The organism is Rhodovarius sp., assembly GCF_040399605.1.
GTDB classification, from domain to species: Bacteria; Pseudomonadota; Alphaproteobacteria; order Acetobacterales; family Acetobacteraceae; genus Rhodovarius; species Rhodovarius crocodyli_A.
The window spans coordinates 20942-42504 of the sequence record NZ_JBBARU010000022.1 but is presented as its reverse complement, the minus strand read 5'-3'; the positions used below and the strand labels follow the sequence as shown (position 1 = coordinate 42504).

The 21563-nt window shown below is 66.8% G+C and carries 22 protein-coding genes; 5 read left to right on the top strand and 17 right to left on the bottom strand.

The annotated features are described in order from the left end of the window. The 4 genes from ABWP84_RS08320 to ABWP84_RS08305 all read right to left on the bottom strand — a co-directional run. A partial coding sequence (locus ABWP84_RS08320; RefSeq protein ID WP_353211554.1) for a F0F1 ATP synthase subunit A occupies positions 1–749 on the bottom strand: 749 nt, incomplete at its 3' end. Positions 750–767: 18 nt separating this feature from the next. Further along, entirely contained in the window at positions 768–1061 is a 294-nt protein-coding gene (locus ABWP84_RS08315) for an AtpZ/AtpI family protein (RefSeq protein ID WP_353211553.1), read from the bottom strand. A 72-nt stretch (positions 1062–1133) separates the two neighbouring features. Beyond that, positions 1134–3176 (bottom strand): EAL domain-containing protein, encoded by a 2043-nt coding sequence (locus tag ABWP84_RS08310; RefSeq protein ID WP_353211552.1) that lies wholly within the window; start codon positions 3174–3176, stop codon positions 1134–1136. A 158-nt stretch (positions 3177–3334) separates the two neighbouring features. Continuing rightward, a complete protein-coding gene (locus ABWP84_RS08305) occupies positions 3335–3913 on the bottom strand; it encodes an ABC transporter substrate-binding protein (protein WP_353211551.1) in 579 nt (192 codons plus the stop codon). Between the two features lie 579 nt (positions 3914–4492). On the opposite strand from ABWP84_RS08305, the gene ABWP84_RS08300 reads away from it, so the two are divergent. Next, positions 4493–5233, top strand: a complete 741-nt coding sequence (locus tag ABWP84_RS08300; RefSeq protein ID WP_353211550.1) for an MBL fold metallo-hydrolase — start codon at positions 4493–4495, stop codon at positions 5231–5233. Between the two features lie 51 nt (positions 5234–5284). Beyond that, positions 5285–6193: an alpha/beta hydrolase gene (locus ABWP84_RS08295; protein ID WP_353211549.1), complete on the top strand. Its 909-nt coding sequence runs from the start codon at positions 5285–5287 to the stop codon at positions 6191–6193. Between the two features lie 164 nt (positions 6194–6357). On the opposite strand, the gene ABWP84_RS08290 is transcribed toward ABWP84_RS08295, so the two are convergent. The 10 genes from ABWP84_RS08290 to ccoN all read right to left on the bottom strand — a co-directional run bounded on the left by ABWP84_RS08290 (position 6358) and on the right by ccoN (position 15249). Beyond that, positions 6358–7092: a Crp/Fnr family transcriptional regulator gene (locus tag ABWP84_RS08290; RefSeq protein ID WP_353211548.1), complete on the bottom strand. Its 735-nt coding sequence runs from the start codon at positions 7090–7092 to the stop codon at positions 6358–6360. A 100-nt stretch (positions 7093–7192) separates the two neighbouring features. Beyond that, entirely contained in the window at positions 7193–7372 is a 180-nt protein-coding gene (locus tag ABWP84_RS08285; RefSeq protein WP_353211547.1) for a hypothetical protein, read from the bottom strand. Between the two features lie 3 nt (positions 7373–7375). After that, positions 7376–7534: a cbb3-type cytochrome oxidase assembly protein CcoS gene (gene ccoS, locus ABWP84_RS08280; protein ID WP_353211546.1), complete on the bottom strand. Its 159-nt coding sequence runs from the start codon at positions 7532–7534 to the stop codon at positions 7376–7378. Continuing rightward, on the bottom strand, positions 7522–9873 hold the full coding sequence (locus ABWP84_RS08275; protein ID WP_353211545.1) for a heavy metal translocating P-type ATPase: 2352 nt from the start codon (positions 9871–9873) through the stop codon (positions 7522–7524). Before ABWP84_RS08275 ends, ccoS begins: the two co-directional genes overlap by 13 nt. Then, on the bottom strand, positions 9870–10340 hold the full coding sequence (locus ABWP84_RS08270) for a FixH family protein (protein ID WP_353211544.1): 471 nt from the start codon (positions 10338–10340) through the stop codon (positions 9870–9872). The genes ABWP84_RS08275 and ABWP84_RS08270 overlap by 4 nt, the downstream gene beginning before the upstream one ends. Continuing rightward, the gene (gene ccoG, locus ABWP84_RS08265; protein WP_353211543.1) at positions 10337–11779 is read right to left on the bottom strand and encodes a cytochrome c oxidase accessory protein CcoG; all 1443 of its coding nucleotides are present in this window, start codon (positions 11777–11779) and stop codon (positions 10337–10339) included. The genes ABWP84_RS08270 and ccoG overlap by 4 nt, the downstream gene beginning before the upstream one ends. Before the next feature lie 253 nt (positions 11780–12032). Continuing rightward, a complete protein-coding gene (ccoP, locus tag ABWP84_RS08260) occupies positions 12033–12896 on the bottom strand; it encodes a cytochrome-c oxidase, cbb3-type subunit III (protein ID WP_353211542.1) in 864 nt (287 codons plus the stop codon). Between the two features lie 4 nt (positions 12897–12900). After that, complete coding sequence (locus tag ABWP84_RS08255) at positions 12901–13053, bottom strand: cbb3-type cytochrome c oxidase subunit 3 (RefSeq protein WP_353211541.1); 153 nt, start codon at positions 13051–13053, stop codon at positions 12901–12903. Between the two features lie 8 nt (positions 13054–13061). Continuing rightward, on the bottom strand, positions 13062–13793 hold the full coding sequence (gene ccoO / locus ABWP84_RS08250; RefSeq protein WP_353211540.1) for a cytochrome-c oxidase, cbb3-type subunit II: 732 nt from the start codon (positions 13791–13793) through the stop codon (positions 13062–13064). Between the two features lie 10 nt (positions 13794–13803). Next, complete coding sequence (gene ccoN, locus ABWP84_RS08245) at positions 13804–15249, bottom strand: cytochrome-c oxidase, cbb3-type subunit I (RefSeq protein WP_353211539.1); 1446 nt, start codon at positions 15247–15249, stop codon at positions 13804–13806. A 119-nt stretch (positions 15250–15368) separates the two neighbouring features. On the opposite strand from ccoN, the gene ABWP84_RS08240 reads away from it, so the two are divergent. After that, a complete protein-coding gene (locus ABWP84_RS08240; RefSeq protein WP_353211538.1) occupies positions 15369–16157 on the top strand; it encodes a DUF2189 domain-containing protein in 789 nt (262 codons plus the stop codon). On the opposite strand, the gene ABWP84_RS08235 is transcribed toward ABWP84_RS08240, so the two are convergent. Genes ABWP84_RS08235 through ABWP84_RS08225 form a run of 3 tightly spaced genes read right to left on the bottom strand, consistent with a single transcriptional unit; the run spans position 16150 to position 18444 of the window. Beyond that, positions 16150–16881, bottom strand: coding sequence for a sulfite exporter TauE/SafE family protein (locus ABWP84_RS08235; protein ID WP_353211537.1), 732 nt, complete (start codon positions 16879–16881; stop codon positions 16150–16152). The two genes, ABWP84_RS08240 and ABWP84_RS08235, sit on opposite strands and share 8 nt — an antisense overlap. Further along, positions 16878–17516, bottom strand: coding sequence for a ribonuclease HII (locus tag ABWP84_RS08230; RefSeq protein ID WP_353211536.1), 639 nt, complete (start codon positions 17514–17516; stop codon positions 16878–16880). The genes ABWP84_RS08235 and ABWP84_RS08230 overlap by 4 nt, the downstream gene beginning before the upstream one ends. Further along, positions 17509–18444, bottom strand: a complete 936-nt coding sequence (locus tag ABWP84_RS08225) for a hypothetical protein (RefSeq protein WP_353211535.1) — start codon at positions 18442–18444, stop codon at positions 17509–17511. Before ABWP84_RS08225 ends, ABWP84_RS08230 begins: the two co-directional genes overlap by 8 nt. 38 nt (positions 18445–18482) lie before the next feature. Here ABWP84_RS08225 and ABWP84_RS08220 point away from each other — a divergent pair, with 38 nt between their 5' ends. Further along, positions 18483–20678 (top strand): UvrD-helicase domain-containing protein, encoded by a 2196-nt coding sequence (locus ABWP84_RS08220; protein ID WP_353211534.1) that lies wholly within the window; start codon positions 18483–18485, stop codon positions 20676–20678. Further along, positions 20675–21562 carry a 50S ribosomal protein L11 methyltransferase gene (locus tag ABWP84_RS08215; RefSeq protein ID WP_408904255.1) on the top strand — a complete coding sequence of 296 codons (888 nt, stop codon included), beginning with the start codon at positions 20675–20677 and terminating at the stop codon, positions 21560–21562. The genes ABWP84_RS08220 and ABWP84_RS08215 overlap by 4 nt, the downstream gene beginning before the upstream one ends. Position 21563 lies beyond the last annotated feature (1 nt).

Below are 21563 nucleotides of genomic sequence, written 5' to 3'. Positions count from 1 at the left end.
AGGTGCACCGCGTCATGCAGGTAGATGCAGGTGAGGATGGCGAAGACATAAGCCTGCAGGAACGCCACCAGCACTTCGAAGCCCACCAGCGCGACATTGATCGTCAGCGGCAGCAGGGAGAGGAAAGGTCCAACCGCGCCAAGCCCGGCCAGCATCACGATGAAGGTCGCAAACACTTTCAGCATCACGTGCCCCGCCACCATATTGGCGAAGAGACGAATGGAGAGGCTGATCGGACGCGACAGATAGGAGACAATCTCGACCGGAATAATGATCGGTGCCAGCCACAGCGGCGCACCTTCCGGGAAGAAATAGCCAAAGAATTTCTTGCCGTGCAACATCAGCGCAACCACGGTGATCAGCACGAAAACCATCGCAGCCAGAGCGAAGGTCGCTGCAATATGGCTGGTGAAGGTGAAGGCATAGGGGAACAAGCCGAGCATGTTGCCGAAGAGGACAAACATGAACAGCGTGAAGACGAAGGGGAAGAAGCGGCGGCCCTCATGGCCAATCTGCTCCGTCACCATGCCCATAATGAATTCGTAGGAGGCCTCGGCCAGCGACTGCAGCCGGCCCGGCACGAGCGCGCGGGCGCGCATGCCATAGGACATCAGGGCGAAGATCAGCACCGCCACAATGACCATATGGAGGTTGGACTGGGTGAAATTCACCGAGGCACCCAGTGGCCCAAGCGCCGTACCCAGTTCAAACTGGCTCAGCGCGTCAATCGATTTGCCTTCGGCCGCCACGGGTATGCCCCCAAAAAATCAGTCTCGTTTCAACGCCCGCGGTTTGAACAGCCGAAACACGTTCAGCAGGCCCGCAGCGCTGCCCATCACGAACATCACCAGGAAGAGCCAAGGCCAGGTTCCCAACCACCGATCCAGCAGCAGCCCTGCGACCACGCCGACCAGAAGGGCCGAGAACACCTCAACCCCGGCCCGAAAACCAACCCCGTATGAGCCGCCAGGAAGGCCCGCACTGCTCCCCTCGGCACGATCCAGCCCTTGTCGGGCGCGTGCCTCGTTCAGCCGCTTTTCAAAGCCGTCCTGCTTGCTCATTCGTGCCCCTCCTGCGGATACCCGCTGAAGGCAGGGGGCGGATACGGGTTGACCCATTGGGTGTCAACCCGTTCATGCGGGAATTGCCAGGGTTTTGGTCGCTCTTATCCCCAAAAGCAGGCTTGTAATGGCCTGCGGCGGCTGCGGCCGGGCCAGCAAATAGCCCTGGGCCGTATCGCAACCCAGCTTGCGCAAGGCTTCGAGCTGGGCCTGGCTTTCCACCCCCTCGGCCACCACGCGCACCCCAAGCCCATGGGCGAGCCGCACCACGGTGTCGACGATTCGCGCACTCGCCCCGCCGCCCTCCAGCCCCTGGACGAAGCGGCGATCCACCTTCAGCACATCGATGGGCAGGGCCTGCAGATAGGCCAGCGAGGAAAAACCGGTGCCGAAATCATCCAAGGCCACGGTGATGCCGAGCCGGCGCAGGCCCAGCAACATGCTCCGCGCCGCCTCGCCATCGCCGATGAAGGTGCTTTCCGTCACCTCGATCTCCAGCAGGCGGGCGGGGATCGCCGTGCTCGCCAGCACCTGCTCGACCATCGCCAGCGCCTCGGTCATGCCAATCAACTCGCCCGAGAGGTTCACCGCCACGGGCAGTTCTAGCCCCATGCCGCGCCATTGCATGGCCTGGGCCGCGGCCTGGTCCAGCACATAGCGGGCGAGGGGCAGTGCCAGACCAGCCTCCTCTGCCAGCGGGACGAATTCGCTGGGGCTGACGGGGCCGCGTTGGGGGTGGTTCCAGCGCAGCAGCGCCTCCACCCCCTCCATCCGGCCATCGCGCAGCGAGAATTTGGGCTGGTAGTCGAGATGCAGCGCGCCGGAGGAGAGCGCCGCCATCAACTCCGCCTGCAATTGCCGGCGCAGCAGCGCCTCGCCCTCCATCTCCTCGCGATAGGCCTTGAAATGGCCCATGCCCATGCGCCGCGCATTGGCCAATGCCAGATCGGCGCGGGCGAGCATGGCCTCGGCACTTGCCTGCCCACTGACTAGGGCGCTGACGCCAAGGCTGGCGCTGCAGCGGATCATGGCAGGGCCGAGCTGATAGGGCTGGGCGAGCGCCTGGGTGATGCGGCCCGCCAGGGCCATGGCCTCACCCTCACCACGGATGCGTTGCAGCAGCGCGAATTCATCGCCGCCCAGCCGCGCCAGCATGTCACCCGGCCGCACCAGCCCGGCGAGGCGGCGCACCACCGCCTGCAAAAGCATATCCCCCATCGCCTGGCCATGGGTGTCATTGACTGAGCGGAAGCCATCCAGATCGATCACATGCAGGGCGAGGCCGGGCGATGGGGCGTGGGACAGCATGTCCGAGAGTTCGGATTTGAAGCGCAGGCGGTTGGGCAATTCGGTCAGCGGGTCATGCTCGATCAGATGGCGGATCTGCTCCTCCGCCTGGCGGGATTGAGTGACGTCCACACCGGTGCGCAGAATCTGGTGCAGCGCCCCCGTGGCATCGAAGAGCGGGATGGTGCTGACCAGCAGGTGATGTTCCTGGCCGGCGCTGTCGGTCCGCCGCTGCTCCAGGGTGCGCGACGGGGCGTGGCTGTCACGCACCGCGCGCAGCTCGGCCTCCAACTCCTCCGGCAGGCTGGGGTTGCGCGCGTGCTGGCCGATCAGCGCCTGTTCATCGAGGCCGAAGAAATCCTGCGCGGCCCGGTTGGCATAGACCAGGCGCAGCTCAGTATCGAAGGTGGCGATCAGGCTGGGCAGATTATCCATCAGGGCGCGAAGCGTGGCATGGGCGGTGCGGGCCTGGGCGAGTGCGCGGCGGGCCTGCCGGCCGGCGAGGCTGAGGCGCAGCATCAGCGCGGCACTGCCCAGCAGCAGGACAACAAAGCCGAGTGCGAAGAGCAACAGAATTTCGGCCGTGAGGTGGCGCCGCAAGCCGGCCTCGATCTCGCCAAGGGCGGGAGAGGTGGGCCAGTGCCCGCTATCATCGGCGCCTATGCTGCGGATGAGGCTCGCCCCTCCAGGCGGGGCGGCGGCGCTGGCCGGCTGCAGAGCATGGCCAAGGCCGGCGATGAGCAGGGCGGCTGCGATGCGCAGCCGCCGCAGGCGGCGGCCTTGTGCGGCGGGGACGGGCCTGGTTGTGGCGCGGGCGGCGATCGTCACGCGCGCGCAGCAGGGGCGTGTGAAGGTCCCGGCTCCTGGCCCGGCAAAGGGCTTGCACACGCCATCAGCCATTCTCCTGCGGCGGGCCTGGCTGCCCGGGCTTTGGAGTATGGCCGCTGACAACGAACAAAAAGTTAGCGGCGGGCCCGGCGGGGGATTTATTGCAGGCGGATCGGATTAAGGTCCTGGAACCAGCTTTGCGCCTGGACGAAGCCCTGCACGCGCCGGCTCATCGCGCGGGGGTTCAGGTCATGCGCCACGAAGAGGAAGAGCGCGTCATCGACCACCTTGCTGTGCAATTGGCCCAGCAGCCTGGTTTGCGCCGCAGGTTCGAAGGTGGCGTCGATGCGGGTTTCGATGATGAGGGTGTTGGGGCCCTCGGCGCTCCAGGCGGTGATGGTGGGCATGCGGATGCGGGCCTGGGCGGCGGCGCGGGGGTCGTAATGCGGGGCGTCGTTTTTCAGGGCGCGGTCATAGGAGAAGACGACATCCTCGGCGGTGAGGGTTTTGCCGTCATGGAATTTCACGCCCTGGCGGATGGTGATGATCCAGCGCTTGTCATTGTTGGGGTCCACCCGCCAGGCGGTGGCGAGGCCGGGGCGGATATCCACCGGGGTGTCGAATTTGGTGAGGTCCCACATGGCCAATGGGTCATAGAGGGGGATGCCCATGAAGCGGTGGCCCTCGGCGCCCTGGTCGGGGACGCCGTTGGAGAGGGGGACGGCGGCGGCTGTCATGCCGACGCGCAGCGTGGTGGCGGGGGATTGCGCCTGGGCCTGGGTGATATCCCAGGGCAGGGCGGCGGCGGCGAGGGGGGGGGGAGCGGGGCGCGGCGGGTTATGGCAGGGCTCCTTTTGCTGTGGGGAAGCCTGCTGGATGGGGGGTGGGCGGCGGAAAGACTCAATTTTGTGCAGATTGTGGATATGGGCATAAAATTGCCGTTAACTTGGGCGGAATTGCTGGTTTTGAAGGCGGCGACGATGGGCGCGGTTTGGGTGGTTTGCGGACAAATACCAGGGGTGGTGGTTGGGCGGATGAGTGGCCCCAGGGGTTGGAGGGGGCGCTTGGGGCGCGAAACATGTTCTATTCGGACAAATACCAAATGTGGGGTGTTGGGCGGGGCTGCGCACAAGAGGTTGTGCGGGGCGGGGCTGATGCGGGTTTCAAACAACGAGTATGTGAGTTAGGATTTAGTTCCGATCTTGTCAAGATGAGGTACGGGGGAATGGCCGCCAGCGCCGCCAGCAGCGCGCCGCCTCTATCCTCGGCCGGCAATTGCGGGTGGAATTGGTGTCAGCAACCCAAGGCATTATCCCATGTGGACCGTCAAAACCCTGCAGCTCGGCTATCCCGGCAAAACCACCCATCATGGCGGCCTTGGCTGGTCCACCATTGGCCTGGCCCGGGATGGGCAGCGGGTGGTGGTGCTTGATACTGGGGGCTTTCCCGCCCGGCGGAATATTTTGGCGGGCCTCGCCGCCGAAGGGTTGGGGGTGGAGGATGTGACCGACCTGCTCCTCACCCATCTGCATCATGATCATTGCATCAATTGGACGCTGTTTCCCCGGGCGACGATTTATGCCGAGACGCAGGAGCTGGATTGGGCGCTGTCGCTGCCGCCGGGGCATTTGTCCGTGCCTGAGGCGGTGCACCCCATGGCGGCCTGTGCGCGGCTGCGGCGTTTTGCCGCGGGGGATAGCGTGTTGCCCGGCATTCATTCCTTCCCCACCCCTGGGCATACGCCGCATCATGTGGCTTTTGCGCTGGATGGCGCGACTGCCACCATTTTTGCCTCGGATTGCGCGAAAAACCGGGTGGAGCTGACCACGGGCGAGACGGATATGACGCTCGATGCGGCGCAATCGGCGGCCTCCATCGCCCGGCTCAAGGCGGAATGGGCGGCGCGGCCGGGTTGCGTGCTGATGCCCGGCCATGATGTGCCGATGGTGTTGGGCGCCGATGGCATGGCCCAGCCGATGGGGCATCTGGCGGCCGGGATTGACGCCTGGTTCGGCGCGACGCTGGCGGAGAAGACCCGGTTTGATCTCGGGCGCTGAGTGGACAGGGGCGGTGAAGCTGCCGATTAAGATGGTATGCGCATCTTCTGGTTGATCCTGCTTCTCCTGCTGCTTGCCCTGCTGGCTGCCGGTTGGTGGCTTTATGTGCCCGATGAGGATCGTGCGGCCTTGGAACGGCGCTGGGCGCCCGCGCCCTCGCAATTTGTTGAGGTGGCGGGCATTCGCTTGCACATGCGCGATACCGGGCCGCGCGATGCGCCGGCGATCATCCTGCTGCATGGTTTTGCCAGCTCTCTGCATGCCTGGGAGGGTTGGGCTCCGGCGCTGGAGGCGCGCTATCGGATGATCCGCTTTGACCTGCCGGGCTTTGGCCTGACCGGCGCAGACCCGGCGGCGGATTATTCCGATGCCCGGGCGCATGGAATTGTGATGGCGCTGATGGACCGGCTGGGGCTCCGCCGGGCGACGCTGCTGGGCAGTTCCATGGGGGGGCGCATCGCCTGGAGCTTTGCCGCCGCCCATCCGGAGCGGACGGATCGGCTTGTGCTGCTGGCGCCGGATGGTTTTGCCAGCCCCGGGATAGAATATGGCCAGGCGGGGAAGGTGCCGCTGATGCTGCGCGCGCTGCCCTATGTGCTGCCCGATGCCATGCTGCGCCCCTCGATTACGCCGGCCTATGCCCAGCCGGAGCGCATCCCGGAGGAGGTTTTTCAGCGCTACCGGGCGATGATGCTGGCGCCGGGGGTGCGGCAGGCGATTGTGGACCGCACGGGTGGCCATATGCTGCAGCCGCCTGAGCCATTGCTGGGCCGCATTCAGGCGCCCACGCTGCTGCTCTGGGGCGATCAGGACAGGATGATCCCGCCGAGCAATGCGCGGGATTATCTGCGTGAGATTCCCGATGCGCGGCTGGTGCTGCTGCCGGGGGTGGCGCATGTGCCGATGGAGGAGGCGACAGAGGAGTCGGTGGCGGTGGTGATGGCGTTTTTGGGCGGTTAGGGCATTTTCCAGCCTTGCGGCTTCGCAAGGCCTCTCGAAAAATGCGGTAAAACAAAGGCTAGAGCCGTCTCGCCGTCTTCGCTTGCGGTGAAACGGATCTGGACCATCACCCGTTCAAACGGGATCGTTTGAACGGATAAAGATGCTCGAAAAACAAAAGGCTGCTAAACCCCATCCGCCACCAGGGCCAGGGCTTCCAGATCGGGCAATTCCACCCGATGGCCGGGGTGCTCGATCACCAGGCCGCGCTTGCGCAGGGCGGTGAAGGCGCGGCTTACCGTCTCCAGCGCCAGGCCCAGAAGGTCACCAATTTCGGCGCGGGTCATGGGCATATCGAGTTGCTGGGAGAATTCGGCGCGGCGGCGGGCGGCGACGGAGAGGGAGATCAGGAAGGCGGCGACGCGCTGTTCGGCATGGCGGCGGCCGACTGTCACCAATTGGTCCTGGGTGAGGGCCAATTCCTGCACGCAGAGCTCCATCAGTCGGCGCTGGGCGGCGGGGAAGCGCACGAGCATGGCGTCGAGTTGCGTGCGGGTCATGCGGCAGACCAGGCCATCGGTCAGCATCTCGGCATCGGCGGAATGGGAATGGCCATGGGTGAAGCCCATGATATCGCCGGCGAAGCGAAAACCCAGCACCTGCTGCCTGCCATCGGCCATGAGCCGTGACAGCTTGGCCATGCCGCTGACCAGCATGATGACGGCGCTGGTAGGGTCCCCCTCACGGAACAGGGTTTCGCGCGCCTGCACCGGGCTGCGGCGGGCGTCATGGGCGATCTCGTCGAGGCCGGCAATGTCCAGCGCGGCGCAGATGCCGGCTATGCGGCTGCCGCAGCGCGCGCAGGGGGCGGCGGGGTTTTGGGCGGTTTTTTGGCCTGACAGGCTGTCGAGTGGATTCACTGGCGCCCCTCCTCAATGATCTAGGCAGGGTAGCGAACGCCGATGGCCTTCCTCAAGTTGCATGCCGTGAATGTGAAGGTGGCGGGTGAACGGCATGGGGTCAGTGGCCCTCCTGCTCGTCGAAGTGGCGTTTGACGGTGTGGCCGGCGAAGAAGAGGGCGAAGCCGAGCAGGGCCAGGCCGAAGCCGTGCAGGTAATCCTCCGCCCAGGCAGCGGCGAGCAGGCCGATCACGCCGATGAGCAGGCTGAGGCCGAAAAAGAACACGCGCGATGCGGGCATGGGTCAGGGGTCCTTTCGGGGTGGGGTGTCGTCGAAGAGAATGCGCGCGGCCGCACCGTCCAGATCGTCATATTGGCCGGCGCGCAGGGCCCAGAGAAAGCCGGCCAGCCCCAGCAGGCCGAGGAAGAGGGCGATGGGGATGAGCAGGATCAGCGCGTCCATGTCCGCCTCCCGGCGCGCAGCGCATTGAGGATGACGATGAGCGAGGAGGAGGCCATGACGGCGGCGGCCAGCAGCGGCGTGACCAGACCCGCCACCGCGAGCGGCACGGCCAGGGCGTTATAGGCGAGCGAGAGGGCGATATTCTGCCGGGCGATGCGTTGGGCGCGGCGGGCGGTGGCGATGGCGGCGGGGATGGGGGCGAGGCCCTCGGCGGTGAGCAGGATATCGGCGGCGGATTGCGCCAACTCCGTGCTGCCGGCGGGGCAGGTCGAGACATGCGCCATGGCGAGGGCGGCGGCGTCATTGCTGCCATCGCCGATCATCAGGGGGTGGTGGCCGGTGGCGGTCAGGCATTGCAGCCGGGTGGCCTTGCCTTGCGGTGTTACGCCGCCGGTGAAGTGTTCGAGGCCCAGGGTGGCAGCGACCGCGGCGACTGCCGGGGGGGCGTCGCCGGAGAGGATTTCCAGGCTGAGGCCCTGGGCCTGCAGGGCGGCGATGGCGGCGGGGGCATCGGCGCGCAGCGCATCGGTGAAGCGGAAACACAGGGGGGGCTGGCCGGGGGCGGTGAACCATAGCGCCATGCCGTCATCTTGCTGGTCCAGGCCGAGGAATTGGGCGCTGCCCAGGCGCATGCCTGGGGCCTGGAGGCCTTGGCCGGGGAATTCGCGCACGCCATCGGCCAGGGTTGCATCGGGGCAGGCGCGGTGCAGGGCGCGGGCCAGGGGGTGGCGGCTGGCGGCGGCGAGGCCGGCGGCTTGGCGGAGTGCGGTCTCGGGGTGGGGGTCGGGGAGTAGGGTGGGGCGGCCTTGGGTGAGGGTGCCGGTTTTGTCCAGCACCACGTGGTCGGCGCTGGCCAGGCGCTCCAGCGCATCGGGGCGGGCGAGCAGCACGCCCTGGCGGAACAGCGCGCCGGCGGCCACCACCTGCACCGCCGGTACGGCGATGGCCAGGCCGCAGGGGCAGGTGATGATGAGGGCTGCCACGGCTGGCACCAGGGCGGCCTGCCAGGTTTCACCGCCCAGCAGCCACCATCCGAGGAAAGTGGCCACTGCAATGGCATGGGCGGCGGGGATGTAGATGGCGGCGGCGCGATCGGCCAGGGTTGTGATGCGGCTGCGGGATTGTTCGGCCTGTTCAAGGAGGCGGGCCATGGCCGCCAGGGAGCCTTCGGCGAGGGTAGCGCTGACCTGTGCCACGAAGGGCGCGCCCATATTGGTGGCGCCGGCCGGGAGCGTATCGCCCTGTCTGTAAGGGCGGGGGAGGCTCTCGCCGGTGATGGCGGCGGTGTCGAGCAGGGCGGTGGCGTCTTCCAGCACGGCGTCGAGATGCAGTGCCTCGCCGGCGGCGACCAGGATGCGGTGGCCGGGCAGAATGGCTTCCAGGGGCAGGGTCTGGGTGCTGCCATCGGGGTTGAGGCGGGTGGCGCTGCCTTGTTGCAATGCCAGAAGCTGGGCGCTGGCCTGGCGGGCGCGGCGGCGGCCTCCATGGTTTAGCACCCGCCCGGCCAGGAGTAAGGCGAGCAGCGTGGTGGCGCCATCGAACCAGGTGAAGGCGCCGCCGCGCAGGGTTTCGGAGACTGACATGGCCGTGGTTGCCAGCACCCCGAGGGAGACGGCCATATCCATATTCAGCCGCCCCGCCCGCAGCCCGGCCCAGGCCGAGCGGTAGAAGGGAAGGCCCGCCACCAGCACCACCGGCAGGGCGATGAGCATGGCCAGGCCATGCATGAGGGCGCGGGTGGCATCGCCCATATCGCCGCCCGCCCAGACGGCGACGGAGACCAGCATCACGTTCATGGAGCCGAAGGCGGCGATGCCGAGGGCGCGGAGCAGCGCCCGGCCCTCGGCATCATCGGCGGCGCGCAGGCAGGCGGGGGACCAGGGGGCGGTGCGGAAGCCCAGGCGGGCCAGCACGGCCACCAACGCGTTGCCGCGCGCGGCCGGCCCGCGCCAGCGCAGGGTGAGGCGGCGGGTGGTGAGGCTGACCCGGGCGGCCAGGATGTCTGGCTCGGCGGCCAGCGCCTGTTCGATGAGCCAGACGCAGGCGCCGCAGCTCAGGCCGGAGATCAGCAATTCCAGCCTATGCTCGCCCCCGGGCAGGGGCTGTGCCCGGGTGATGAAATCGAGGGGGAGCGGGGGCACTGGGCGCAACTCGCCGGCGGCGGCCTCGCGCCTGGCGTAGAAGGCATCGAGGCCTAGGCCTGTTATCAGCGCATGGGCGGCTTCGCAGCCGGAGCAGCAATAGACGGTGGCCCCGGGGGGCAGGGCTGCTGCGCAATGCAGGCAGGGGCGGCGGGAGAGTGCGGGTGCGGCCGGGGTGAGGGGGGTGAGGGCGTTCATGGCAGCAGCAATCGGGCGCGGATATCGAAGGGGCCTTCGCGGCCGAACAGGGTGAGGCGGGCCTCCCATTGGCCGGGCAGGCCTGGCATGGCATTGGCCTGCCAGCGGCCGGGGGCCACGGGGCGGAATTCCAGCGGGTAGGATTGGGCGGTGAGCGGGCGTTGCAAAAGGCCCTCGACGCTGCCGGCGACCGGGTTGCCGGCGGCATCGGTGACATGCAGGCGCAGCGTGGCATCGGCGAGGCTCACCTCGGCCCGCCAGCCCAGCGCATCCTGCCGCGCCGCCTCGGCCAGAACATCGTTGTATGTGCGGCCACGATCATAGGCGCGCGGTGTGGTCACGCCGGTAAAACTGCGCAGCGCCAGCCAGGCCATGGTGCCATTCACCACCACAACCAATAGCATCAGGGCGATGAAGACGCCGGGGATCCATCGGCTGCGCCGGGGGTCGAAGGGCTGTGTTGTCATGGGGGCGGTCCCAGCAGGACGCTTTGGGCATGGGCCACATCATGGCCCTGCGGGTCGTGGAGATGGAAGGAGATGGGCAGGTTGGCGGGCAGGTGCGCCCTGGCCGGTGTCGTGGCCAGCACGCGCCATTCGGTGATGCCATCGGGGCGGGTGGTGAGGACGGGGCGGCCTTGCTGGTCGGTATCCGCACCTTGGGCCAGGATGGTGACGCCCGGCGCGCCCTCCAGCACCAGGGTATAGCGCGCTGTCTCATGCGTCTTGTTCACCAGCTTGATGGTGAAGGCGTTGCGCACGCTGCCATCGGAGAGGGGCACGAAAAGCGGCGCACGGTCACGCAGCACGGAGAGCGAGAGTGTGTCGCGGGTGAGGAAGCCTGCGACCATGATGGCTGCGACCACCGAGAGCACGGCGGTGTACATCACCGTGCGCGGCCGCAGCAGGCGGGGGATGCGCCGGACCGCCATGCCGGCGTTTTGCCGCGCGGCATTGGCCGCCATGCCCTTTGTGGCGGCCTGGCTGGCGGCGAGGTTGGCGAGGGTTTCGAAGGCTACCAGGCCCTGTGGCCTGTCAAGCCGGCGCATCACATCGTCACAGGCATCAACACAAAGGCCGCAGCCAATACACTGCAATTGCTGGCCATCGCGGATATCGATGCCGGTGGGGCAAACATGCAGGCAGGCGGCGCAATCGACGCAATCGCCATGGCCCGCCTCCCTCAACTTGCCGCGCGGCTCGCCCCGCCAGTCGCGGTAGCTGACCACCAGCGATTGGTCATCGAGCATGGCGCCCTGGAAGCGCGGCCAGGGACACATATAGGTGCAGACCTGCTCGCGGGCGAAACCGGCCAGGGTATAGGTGGTGAGGGTGAAAAGGCCGAAGAAGAAATAGACCGTGGCACTGGCCTGCAGCGTGAGCATCTGCCGCAAGATGGTGGGGGCATCGTTGAAATACATGATCCAGGCGCCACCGGTTGCCATGGCAATAAAAATCCAGGCGGCGTGTTTGGTCAGGCGCAGGCGGCGCTTATGTGGGGTCCAGGGCTCGGCATCGAGCCTGATGCGGGCATTGCGGTCACCCTCGATCTGCCGCTCGACCCACATGAAAAGATCGGTCCAGACCGTCTGCGGGCAGGTGAAGCCACACCACACCCGGCCGAACAGCGAAGTGACGGCAAACAGGCCTATAGCGCCTAAAATGAGCACACCCGTGAGGAAATAGACCTCCTGCGGCCATAACTCGACCCAGAAGAAAAACAACCTGGCATGGGCGATATCGACCAGCACGGCCTGGTTGGGCACGGAAGCGCCACGGTCCCAGCGGAGCCAGGGCACTATGTAATACAGGGCAAGCAGGACCCAGAGCACAAGCCATTTTACCCGCCGCACACGGCCTTGGACGGCACGAGGCTGGACCTTGGTGTGGGTGGCGTAGAGGGTCATGTGGTGCTGGTTGCCCGGGGAAGGGCTTTGCCCCTCCCCGTACCCCTCCCCACCAAGGGCCGGGAGGCCCTTGGATCCCATGAGAAAGCCTGGGTGAGGGAGGGGGGCGGTGTGCGCTTGTCGTGAGCGGTGCGCATTTGGCCCCCCTCCCTCACCCAGGCTTTTACCCCACCAACCAGGGGCCCGTTGGCCCCTGGTTGGTGGGGGTATCGGGGGAGGGCAAAGCCCTCCCCCGGGCAGCTTGCACCACCGCTCACCGCCCGCCGCCCAGGCTATGCACATACACTGCCAGCATGTTCACCACGGCTGGGTCCAGGCGTTGGTTGAAGGCGGGCATCACGCCCATGCGGGGGCGGGTGATGGAGGCTTGGATTTGGCTGCGTTCGGCCCCGTGCAGCCAGATGCGGTCGGTGAGGTTGGGGGCGCCGAATTCCGGGTTGCCGCGGCCGGCATCGCCGTGGCAGGCGGTGCAGTTTTCGGTGAAGAGGGTGGCGCCGCGGGTGGTGGCTTCGGGGTTGGTGCTGCGTTCGCTGAGGGCGAGGACGTATTCGGTTACGTCGCTGATTTGGGCGGGGGTGAGGATGCCGTTGCCGAAGACGGGCATCATGGAGAGGCGGGCTTCGTCGCTGTCCTGGTTGCGGATGCCGTGGGTGATGGTGGTGTGGATGGCGGCGAGGTCGCCGCCCCAGAGCCAGTCATCATCGGCGAGGCTGGGGTAGCCGCCCTGCGCGCCTTGGCCGCCGGCGCCGTGGCAGGCGGCGCAGTGATTGGCGAAGGCGATGCGGCCGCCGGCGATGGCGTAGCTGCGCAATTGCGGGTCGGCGGCGATGGCGGCGGGGGAGGTGCTGCGTAGCCTGGCCAGCATGGGTTCGCGTTGGGCGGCATCGGCGGCCTGTTGGGCGGGGAAGGCGCCGCGCGCGGTCCAGCCGAGCAGGCCGGTGGCGCCGCTGATGGGCAGTGCCGGGTAGAGCACCACCCAGACGGCGGCGAAGGCGATGCAGGCGTAGAAAGTGTAGAGCCACCACGGTGGCAGGGGCGTGTTGAGTTCGCGCAGGCCATCCCATTCATGGCCGGTGGTATCGGTGCCGGAGACGCTGTCTTTTTCGATCTGGGCCATGGCTTTAAGCCTCGTCGCGGAGGGGGATTTGGGCGTGTTGCTGCAGGGTGTGGCGGCGCGAGGGGCGCAGTACCCAGACCAGGATTGCGGTGAAGAGAATGAAGAACCAGCTCACCCATAACGTGGAGAAAAGCCATTGATATTGCGCGATATTCATGGCGGTTCTCACTGCTGGCGGAGTTGTTCGGGGGTGACGTCGCGGAACTGCACCAAGGTGCCGAGCATTTGCAGATAGGCGATGAGGGCGTCCATTTCGGTGACCTGGCTGGGGTTGCCGTCGAAGACGCCTTGGCGGGCGGCGGGGTAGCGGCGGTTGAATTCGGTGGGGTCGGCATCGGGGTTGGCCTGGGTGCGCAGATCGGCCATGGCCTGGGTGATGTGCTCATCGCCATAGGGTACGCCGAGTCTTTGTTGCGTGCGCAAGGAGGCCGCGACATGGGTGGTGTTGAGCGGGCGGTCGAGGAAGGCGTAGGGCGGCATGATGCTATCGGGCACCAGGGCGCGGGGGCTGCGCAGATGGGCGGCCTGCCAATCATCCGAATAGCGGCCGCCGACGCGGGCGAGGTCTGGCCCCGTGCGTTTGCTGCCCCATTGGAAAGGGCGGTCATAAATGCTTTCGGCGGCGAGGGAGTAGTGGCCGTAGCGCTCGGCCTCGTCGCGGAAGGGGCGGATCATTTGGCTGTGGCAGGCGTAACAGCCCTCGCGGACATAGATGTCGCGGCCCATGAGTTCGAGCGGGGTATAGGGGCGGATGCCGGCCACGCGCTCGATGGTGGTTTCGATGGTGAAGAGGGGGACGATCTGGGCGAGGCCGCCGAGGGAGACGGTGATGAGGGTGAGGACGCCGAGCAGCAGGACATTGCGCTCGATGGGGCCGTGGGAGAATTTCTTGAACATTTTGGGGCCCCTATTCTGCGGCGGCGGCGTGGGCGGGCAGGGTGGTGGGCTGGCTGGCTTCCACCTCGGTGACGGTCTTCCACAGGTTGAAGGCCATGATCAGCGCGCCGGTGAGGTAGAGCACGCCGCCCAGCCAGCGGATGACGTAATAGGGGTGCATGGCGGCGACGGTTTCGACGAAGCTGTATTGCAGGAAGCCGTTGTCGTCGAAGGCGCGCCACATCAGCCCCTGCATGATGCCGCTCACCCACATGGCGGTGATGTAGAGAACGATGCCCAGCGTCGCGATCCAGAAATGCCAGGCGACGAGCTTTTCGGAATAGAGCCGGGGCTTTTTCCACAGCACCGGGAAGAGCCAGTAGAGCGCGCCGAAGGTGATGAAGCCCACCCAGCCCATGGCGCCGGAATGGACATGGCCGATGGTCCAATCGGTGTAGTGGCTGAGCGAATTGACGGCGCGGATGGACATCACCGGCCCCTCGAAGGTGCTCATGCCGTAAAAGCCCACGGCGGTGACGGAGAAGCGCAGGCCAGGGTCGGTGCGCAATTTGTCCCAGGCGCCGGAGAGGGTCATGATGCCGTTGATCATGCCGCCCCAGCTGGGCATCCAGAGCATCACCGAGAACACCATGCCCAGCGTCTGCGCCCAGTCGGGGAGCGCTGTGTAGAAGAGGTGGTGGGGGCCGGCCCAGATGTAGAGGAAAATCAGTGACCAGAAATGCACGATGGACAGGCGGTAGGAATAGACCGGGCGGTTCGCCTGTTTGGGGATGAAGTAGTACATCATTCCCAGGAAGCCGGCGGTGAGGAAGAAGCCGACCGCGTTATGGCCGTACCACCATTGGATCATGGCGTTCTGCACCCCTGCGGCCAGGCCGTAGGAATGCGAGGAGCCCCCGCCCACCGGCAGGGCGAGGTTGTTCACGATGTGCAGCATGGCCACCGTGATGATGAAGGCTAAGAAGAACCAGTTGGCCACATAGATATGTGGCTCCTCGCGCTTGATCAGCGTGCCGGCGAAGGCAGCCAGATAGAGCACCCAGACCAGGGTGAGCCAGAGGTCCACATACCATTCGGGCTCGGCATATTCCTTGCCCTGGGTGACGCCCAGCACATAGCCGAGTGCCGCGGTGATGATGAAGAACTGGTAGCCGAAGAAGAGGAACCAGCCCATGTTATTGCCGCCGAAGAGCCGGGCCCGGCAGGTGCGCTGCACGATGTAGAGCGAGGTGCCGAGCAGCGCATTGCCGCCAAAGGCGAAGATCACCGCCGAGGTGTGCACCGGGCGTAGGCGGCCGAAGCTCGTCCATTCCAGGTCGAGATTGAGCAGCGGCCAGGCGAGTTGCGAGGCGATGATCACCCCCATCAGGAAGCCCACCACGCCCCAGAAGATGGTGGCGATGGCGAAGGCGCGAATGGGGGCCTCCACATAATCGATCTCGCTGCGCGCCGGCATTCCAGGCCCTCCAATACTGACATGCATGGAAAGGCATCCGCGCGGGCGCGTCTTTGACACAGGTCAAATTCAACCCGGCGCGTGGGCTGTATTCTCACATTCCTATGCGGAGACCGCCGATGCCCTCAGACAGCACCAACCCGGCCCAGACCAGAGCGCGCATCCGCCTGCGTCAGGTGGCGACGGACCGGCCTTGGGTGTGGCTCACCTTGGGTTGGCAGGATTTGATGGCGCAGAAGAGTGTGGGGCTGGTTTATGGTGGCGCATTGGCGGTGTTGGGTTGGGTCCTGGCTTGGGTGATGCTGCAACTGGGCCTGGCCTGGGCGATTTTGCCGGCGGTGGCGGGGTTTTTCATGCTGGCGCCGCTGGCGGCGGCGGGGCTTTATGAGGTCAGTCGGCGGCGGGAGCAGGGGCTGGACACCAGGCTGGACGAGGCCATGGCGGGGTTTCATCGCAATGGCGGGCAGATTGCGCTGATGGGCGTGGTGCTGCTGTTGATCAACCTCGTGTGGGTGCGCATTGCGGGGCTGCTGTTTGCGCTGTTTTTTGGGCTGAATTTCGCGCCCAGCCTGGCGGAATTGCCGCTGCGGATGCTGCAATCCGAGGCGTTTTTGCCGTTTTTCATCATGGGCACCGGCTTTGGTGCGCTGCTGGCGGCGGGGAGTTTTGCGGTCTCGGTCATTTCCATTCCCATGTTGGTGGACCGTGATGTGAGCGTGCTGGAGGCGGTGAGTGTTTCGCTGCGGGCGGTGCGGGAAAATCCGCGCGCCATGGCGCTTTGGGCCGGGTTGATTGTGCTGTTCACCGGGCTGGCGTTGGTGCCGTTCTTTTTGGGGCTGGTTGTTGCCATGCCGTTGATTGGCCATGCCAGTTGGCATGCCTATCGCGATCTGGTGGAGGTCAACTGACCATTCGGGCGGCCATCGCGCCCAGCACGAGCGCGTTGAGCGCGAAGAGTGCCGCACCCCAGCGCCGCAGGGTGGGGCCGCCGGCGCGGGCGAAGAGTTTGCCCAGCAGCGCCACGCCCACCAGCCCGGGGATGGTGCCTGCCACGAAACCCGCCATGCCCAAGGCGCCGCCCAGGGCCGAGCCTGAGGCGGCGGCGGCCGCCAGCGCGGCGTAAAGCAGGCCGCAGGGCAGGGCGGAGAGCAGCACCCCCAGCGCGAAGCCGCTTCTGCCGCCGGGTTTTGTCAGCAGGCGGTGCAGCGGGGTTTTGAGTGCTGCCGGCAGGGCAAGGGCCGGCAAGTGCAGCCGCGCCAAACCCAGTCTTTCCGCCGCCTGTGCGGCCATCAGCAGGGCTGCGGCCGCCAGCAGCAGCGCCAGCAGCCAGCGCAAGCCGGTGATCTGGCTGAACAGCCCGGCCCCTGCCCCGGCCAGGGCGCCCAGGGTGGCGTAACCCAGCATGCGGCCGGCGTGATAGGGCAGCAGCGCCGCGCCGCTCAGCCTTTGCAGCATGGCGCCGCCGGCATTATCGGGGCGCAGCTGCGCCAGCACGAAGGGGGCGCACATGGCCGCGCAATGCGTGGCGCCGCCGGCCAGCCCGGCCAGGAACAGCGCCGAGACCAGGGCCAGAACGCCGCCCGGGCCGAGGGCCGAGAGGTCATGCAGGCAGGATTGCAGGGCGGCGATCATGGCGCGTGCCCGGCCAGGGCCTGCCAGGCGGCATCGACCGGGGCGAAGCCGCGGCGGTGATGCGGGCTGGGGCCGAGTTGGGCCAGGGCTGCGCGATGCGCCGCCGTGGGGTAGCCCATATGGCGGGCGAAGCCATAGCCGGGCCAGCGCGCATCCAGCCGTGTCATCGCCCTGTCGCGCAGCACCTTGGCCAGGATGGAGGCGGCGGCGATGGAGAGTGAAAGGCCATCGCCGCCCTCCAGGCAGGCCGTGGCGCAGGGGGCCTGGGCGGGGGGGCGGTTGCCGTCGATCAGCGCCAGATCGGGCGGCGATGGCAGGCGCAGTATGGCGCGGCGCATGGCGAGGTGGGTGGCGCCCAGAATATTCAGCCGGCCGATCTCGCGGGCCGAGGCGGCGGCCACGGCATATTCGGCGATGCCGGAAGCCCGTGCCGCAACCAGGGCGGCGAAGGCCTGCTCGCGTTGTCGGGGGGAGAGCGCTTTGCTGTCATCGAGCAGGGCGGCCAGGGGCGCGGGCACGCCCTGGGGGAAGACCACGGCGGCGGCCATGACGGGGCCGGCCAGGGGGCCGCGCCCGGCCTCATCCACCCCTGCCACCCGGCCGCCGGCGGCGGTTTCATGGGAAAAATCAGCCACGGCGCAGCCGCCGATACACCGGGCCCAGCAGGAAGGGGGAGAGAAAGAGCGGGAATTGGCAGAGGGTGAGGAAGAGCAGGATATCCGGTGCCGTCTCCTGCGGCAGAACGGCGAGGTAGAGCGCCATGTTGCGATTGCCGGAGAGCAGGCCGGCGGCCAGCGACAGCCGTGGGCCGGCGGCGGAAAATGCCAGTGCGGTGGCGAGGTTGAGCCCGAGGCAGCCGCCGAAGGCCAGGGCCACGCCGCTCAGCACATGCAGCGGCGAGGCCATGAACAGCGCCAGCACGCCATCCATTACCCCCACGCCATAGGCGGCGACGAGCAGCACCACCATGCCATCAATCGCCCGGGCTTCGCGCGCCAGGGCGGGGGCTGGGATGATCCGCCGCAGCACCAGTGACAGCGCCATGGGCAGCCCCACCAGCAGGGCGAGGCGCGTCATCAGCCCGCCCAGGCTGAGGGCGAGGTCGATATTCATCAGCCCCAGCGCCATGGGTGGCGCGGTGAAGGGCACGAGGAAGGTGGAGAGGATGGAGACCACGAAGGCGACATCGCCATCCAACCCCACCAGCCGGGCGAAGGCGGGGCTGGAGGTGGCGGCGCAGCCGGTGGCCAGCACCACGAGGCCCGCGGCGAAGCCCGGGCTGATCGGCAGGAAGGAGGCTGCGGCATAGGCCAGGATGGGGCAGCCCAGCAGCAGCCAGGCCAGCAGGGCGGCGATCAGCAATGGCCGGCGCAGCCAGGCCAGCACCTGGGAGAAATCCACCCGCAGCAGCACCAACGTCATCAGGCCGGCCACCGTGATGGTCACCACATCGCGGAACAGCCCGGCCAGCGGCGGCACGGCCAGGCCGATGAAAATGCTGATGGCCAGAATGCGCGCCCCCTGCCGGGCGCAGGCCTCCAGAAATGGACGGATGGCGTGCAAGCTTTGTTCCCTTTTGTGGGTGGACTATAGACTGGGGTGTGATCTCCGCACCTCTCCCCCCCGAATATCTCTCCCGTCTCAACCCCGAGCAGCGCGAGGCTGTGGAGGCGGTGGATGGGCCCCTGCTGGTCCTGGCCGGGGCTGGCACCGGCAAGACGCGGGTGCTGACCACCCGCTTCGCCCATATTCTGATGACCGGCCGCGCCCAGCCCTGGCAGGTGCTGGCGGTGACCTTCACCAATAAGGCGGCGCGCGAGATGCGCGAGCGGGTGAGTGCGATTCTGGGCCAGCCGGCTGAGGGGCTGTGGCTGGGGACGTTTCACGCGTTGTGTGCGCGGATGTTGCGCCGGCACGCCGAGGCGGCGGGGCTGCGCTCGGATTTCACCATTCTGGACACCGATGACCAGAATCGGTTGTTGAAGCAGGTGTGCGAGGCGGGGGGGCTGGATACCAAGCGCTGGCCGCTGAACAATTTGATGGCGATCATCCAGCGCTGGAAGGATCGCGGCCTGACGCCCGAACGGGTGACCCCGGCGGAGGACACTGATTTCGCCAATAATCGGGCGATGGAGTTTTATGCCAATTATCAGGCGCGCTTGCGTCAGCTCAACGCCGTGGATTTTGGCGATTTGCTGCTGTTGGTGACGGAAATTCTCCGCACTGACGAGCAAATTTTGGCGCAATATCATCGGCTGTTTCGGTATATTTTGGTGGACGAGTATCAGGACACCAATACCGTGCAGTATTTATGGCTGCGGTTGCTGGCGCAATCCTCGAAAAATATTTGCTGCGTGGGGGATGATGATCAGTCGATCTATTCCTGGCGGGGGGCGGAGATTGAGAACATCCTGCGGTTTGAGCGGGATTTTCCGGGGGCGAAGACGGTGCGGCTGGAGAGCAATTACCGCTCCACCGTGCCGATTCTGGGGGCGGCCGCCGGGTTGATCGCGCATAATGAGGGAAGGCTGGGCAAGACGCTGCGCGCTGGGCGCAGCGATGCTGCCGGTGAGACGGTGCGGGTGCTCTCGCTGTGGGACAGCCAGGAGGAGGCGCGCGCGGTGGGCGAGCGGATTGAGGCGGCGCGGCGTGCCGGGCAGAATCTCTCCGAGGTGGCGATTCTGGTCCGCGCCGGGTTTCAGACCCGGGCTTTTGAGGAGCGCCTGATCACGCTCGGCCTGCCCTATCGCGTGGTGGGGGGGGCGAAATTCTATGAGCGGGCGGAAATCCGCGATGCGATGGCGTATTTGCGCATCATCGCCCAGCCGGCGGATGACCTGGCCTTTGAGCGCATCGTCAATCAGCCCAAGCGCGGCCTGGGGGATACGGCGATTCGCGACATGCAGGCCATGGCGCGGGAGAAGCGGGTGCCGATGAGCGTGGCGGCCAGCCTGCTCTGCGAGACGGATGGGCTGCGCCCGCGCCCGAGAGCGGCCTTGCGCGAATTGATGGAGGGGTTTTCCCGCTGGCGCGCCGGGTTGGATGGCGAGGGGCATGTGGTGGTGGCCGCCACCATGCTCGATGAGAGCGGCTATACCGAGATGTGGAAGCAGGACCGCTCGCCCGAGGCGCCGGGGCGGTTGGACAATCTGAAGGAATTGCTGCGGGCGATGGGTGATTACCCGTCGCTGCAGGGGTTTTTGGAACATGTCGCCCTGGTGATGGAGAATGATGAGAATGCGGCGGGTGAGAGGCTCTCGCTGATGACGCTGCATGCGGCCAAGGGGCTGGAATTCGACATGGTCTTCCTGCCGGGTTGGGAGGAGGGGCTGTTTCCGCATCAGCGCGCGCTGGATGATGCCGGCGGCAAGGGCTTGGAGGAGGAGCGGCGGCTGGCCTATGTCGGCATCACCCGGGCGCGCAAACATGCGATCATCAGCCATGCCGCCAATCGGCAGATTTATGGCAGTTGGACCAGTTCCATCCCCTCGCGGTTTCTCGATGAATTGCCGGCGGAGTTTGTGACGCGCGAGGGCAGTGCCGGCGCCGCGCGGGCGGCGCCGGCTTTTGGTGGTGCCTTTCCGATTTCCACCCGGCCGAAGGTGATCGATACCGGCGCCTGGGAGGTGCAGGCGCGGCCGGCCAAGCCGGGGGGCTTCGCGCTGGGGGGGCGGGTGTTCCACCAGAAATTCGGCTATGGGCGGATTATTGGCGTGGAGGGTGAGAAGCTGGAAATTTCCTTTGAGAAGGCGGGGTTGAAGAAGGTGTTGGACCGGTTTGTGGAAGCAAAATCGTGAAGCGTCGGGCCGAAATCCTGGAGACCATCACCCTGAGCGGCCTGCCGGATGAGGCGGTGCCCGTCTATGAGGCGGCGCTGCAATCGGTGGCGACTTCAGTGGGCTATTTCCGCGAGGAGCCGGGTGAGACCTGGCGGCTGGAGGCGGTGCGGCCGCAATCGGCTGATCAGGGGGCGCTGACGGCGGCGCTCGCGCTGGCGGCGCTGGTGTCGGGCCATGAGGCGGTGGCGGAGCATGCGCCGGTGGAGGCCGAGGGCTGGCTGGCGCGCACGGTGCAGAGCTTTCCCGAGCAGCCGATTGGCGGGCGGTTTCTTATTCGCCCCACCCATGTGGCCAATCGGCGGGATTATGAGCGCCATGTGCTGGTGCTGGATGCCGGGCTGGCTTTTGGCAGTGGCGAGCATAACTCCACCCGGGGTTGCCTGATGGCGTTTGAGGGCATGGCCCATCGAAGGCCGCGGCGGATTTTGGATTTGGGCTGTGGCTCGGCCATTTTGGCCATGGCGGCGGCGAAATGGCTGCATCGGCCGGTGCTGGCGACCGATATCGAACCATGGTCGGTGCGGATTGCGGCGCAGAATGGGGTGATGAACGGCTTGCGGAACCTGCTGAGCGCGCGGCTGGCGGATGGCTGGCGGCATCATCGGGTGAAGACCGATGGGCCTTATGATCTGGTCTTTGCCAATATTCTCGCCCGGCCGCTTTGCGCCATGGCGCGGGATATGGCGGGCGCGCTGGCACCGGGGGGGACGGCGATTTTGGCCGGGCTGCTCGGAACCCAGGCGCGGATGGTGCTGGCGGCGCATCGGCGGCAGGGGATGGTGCTGGAGCGGCGGATTGATGTGGGGCCCTGGACCACGCTGGTGCTGCGCCGGCGGGGCTGAA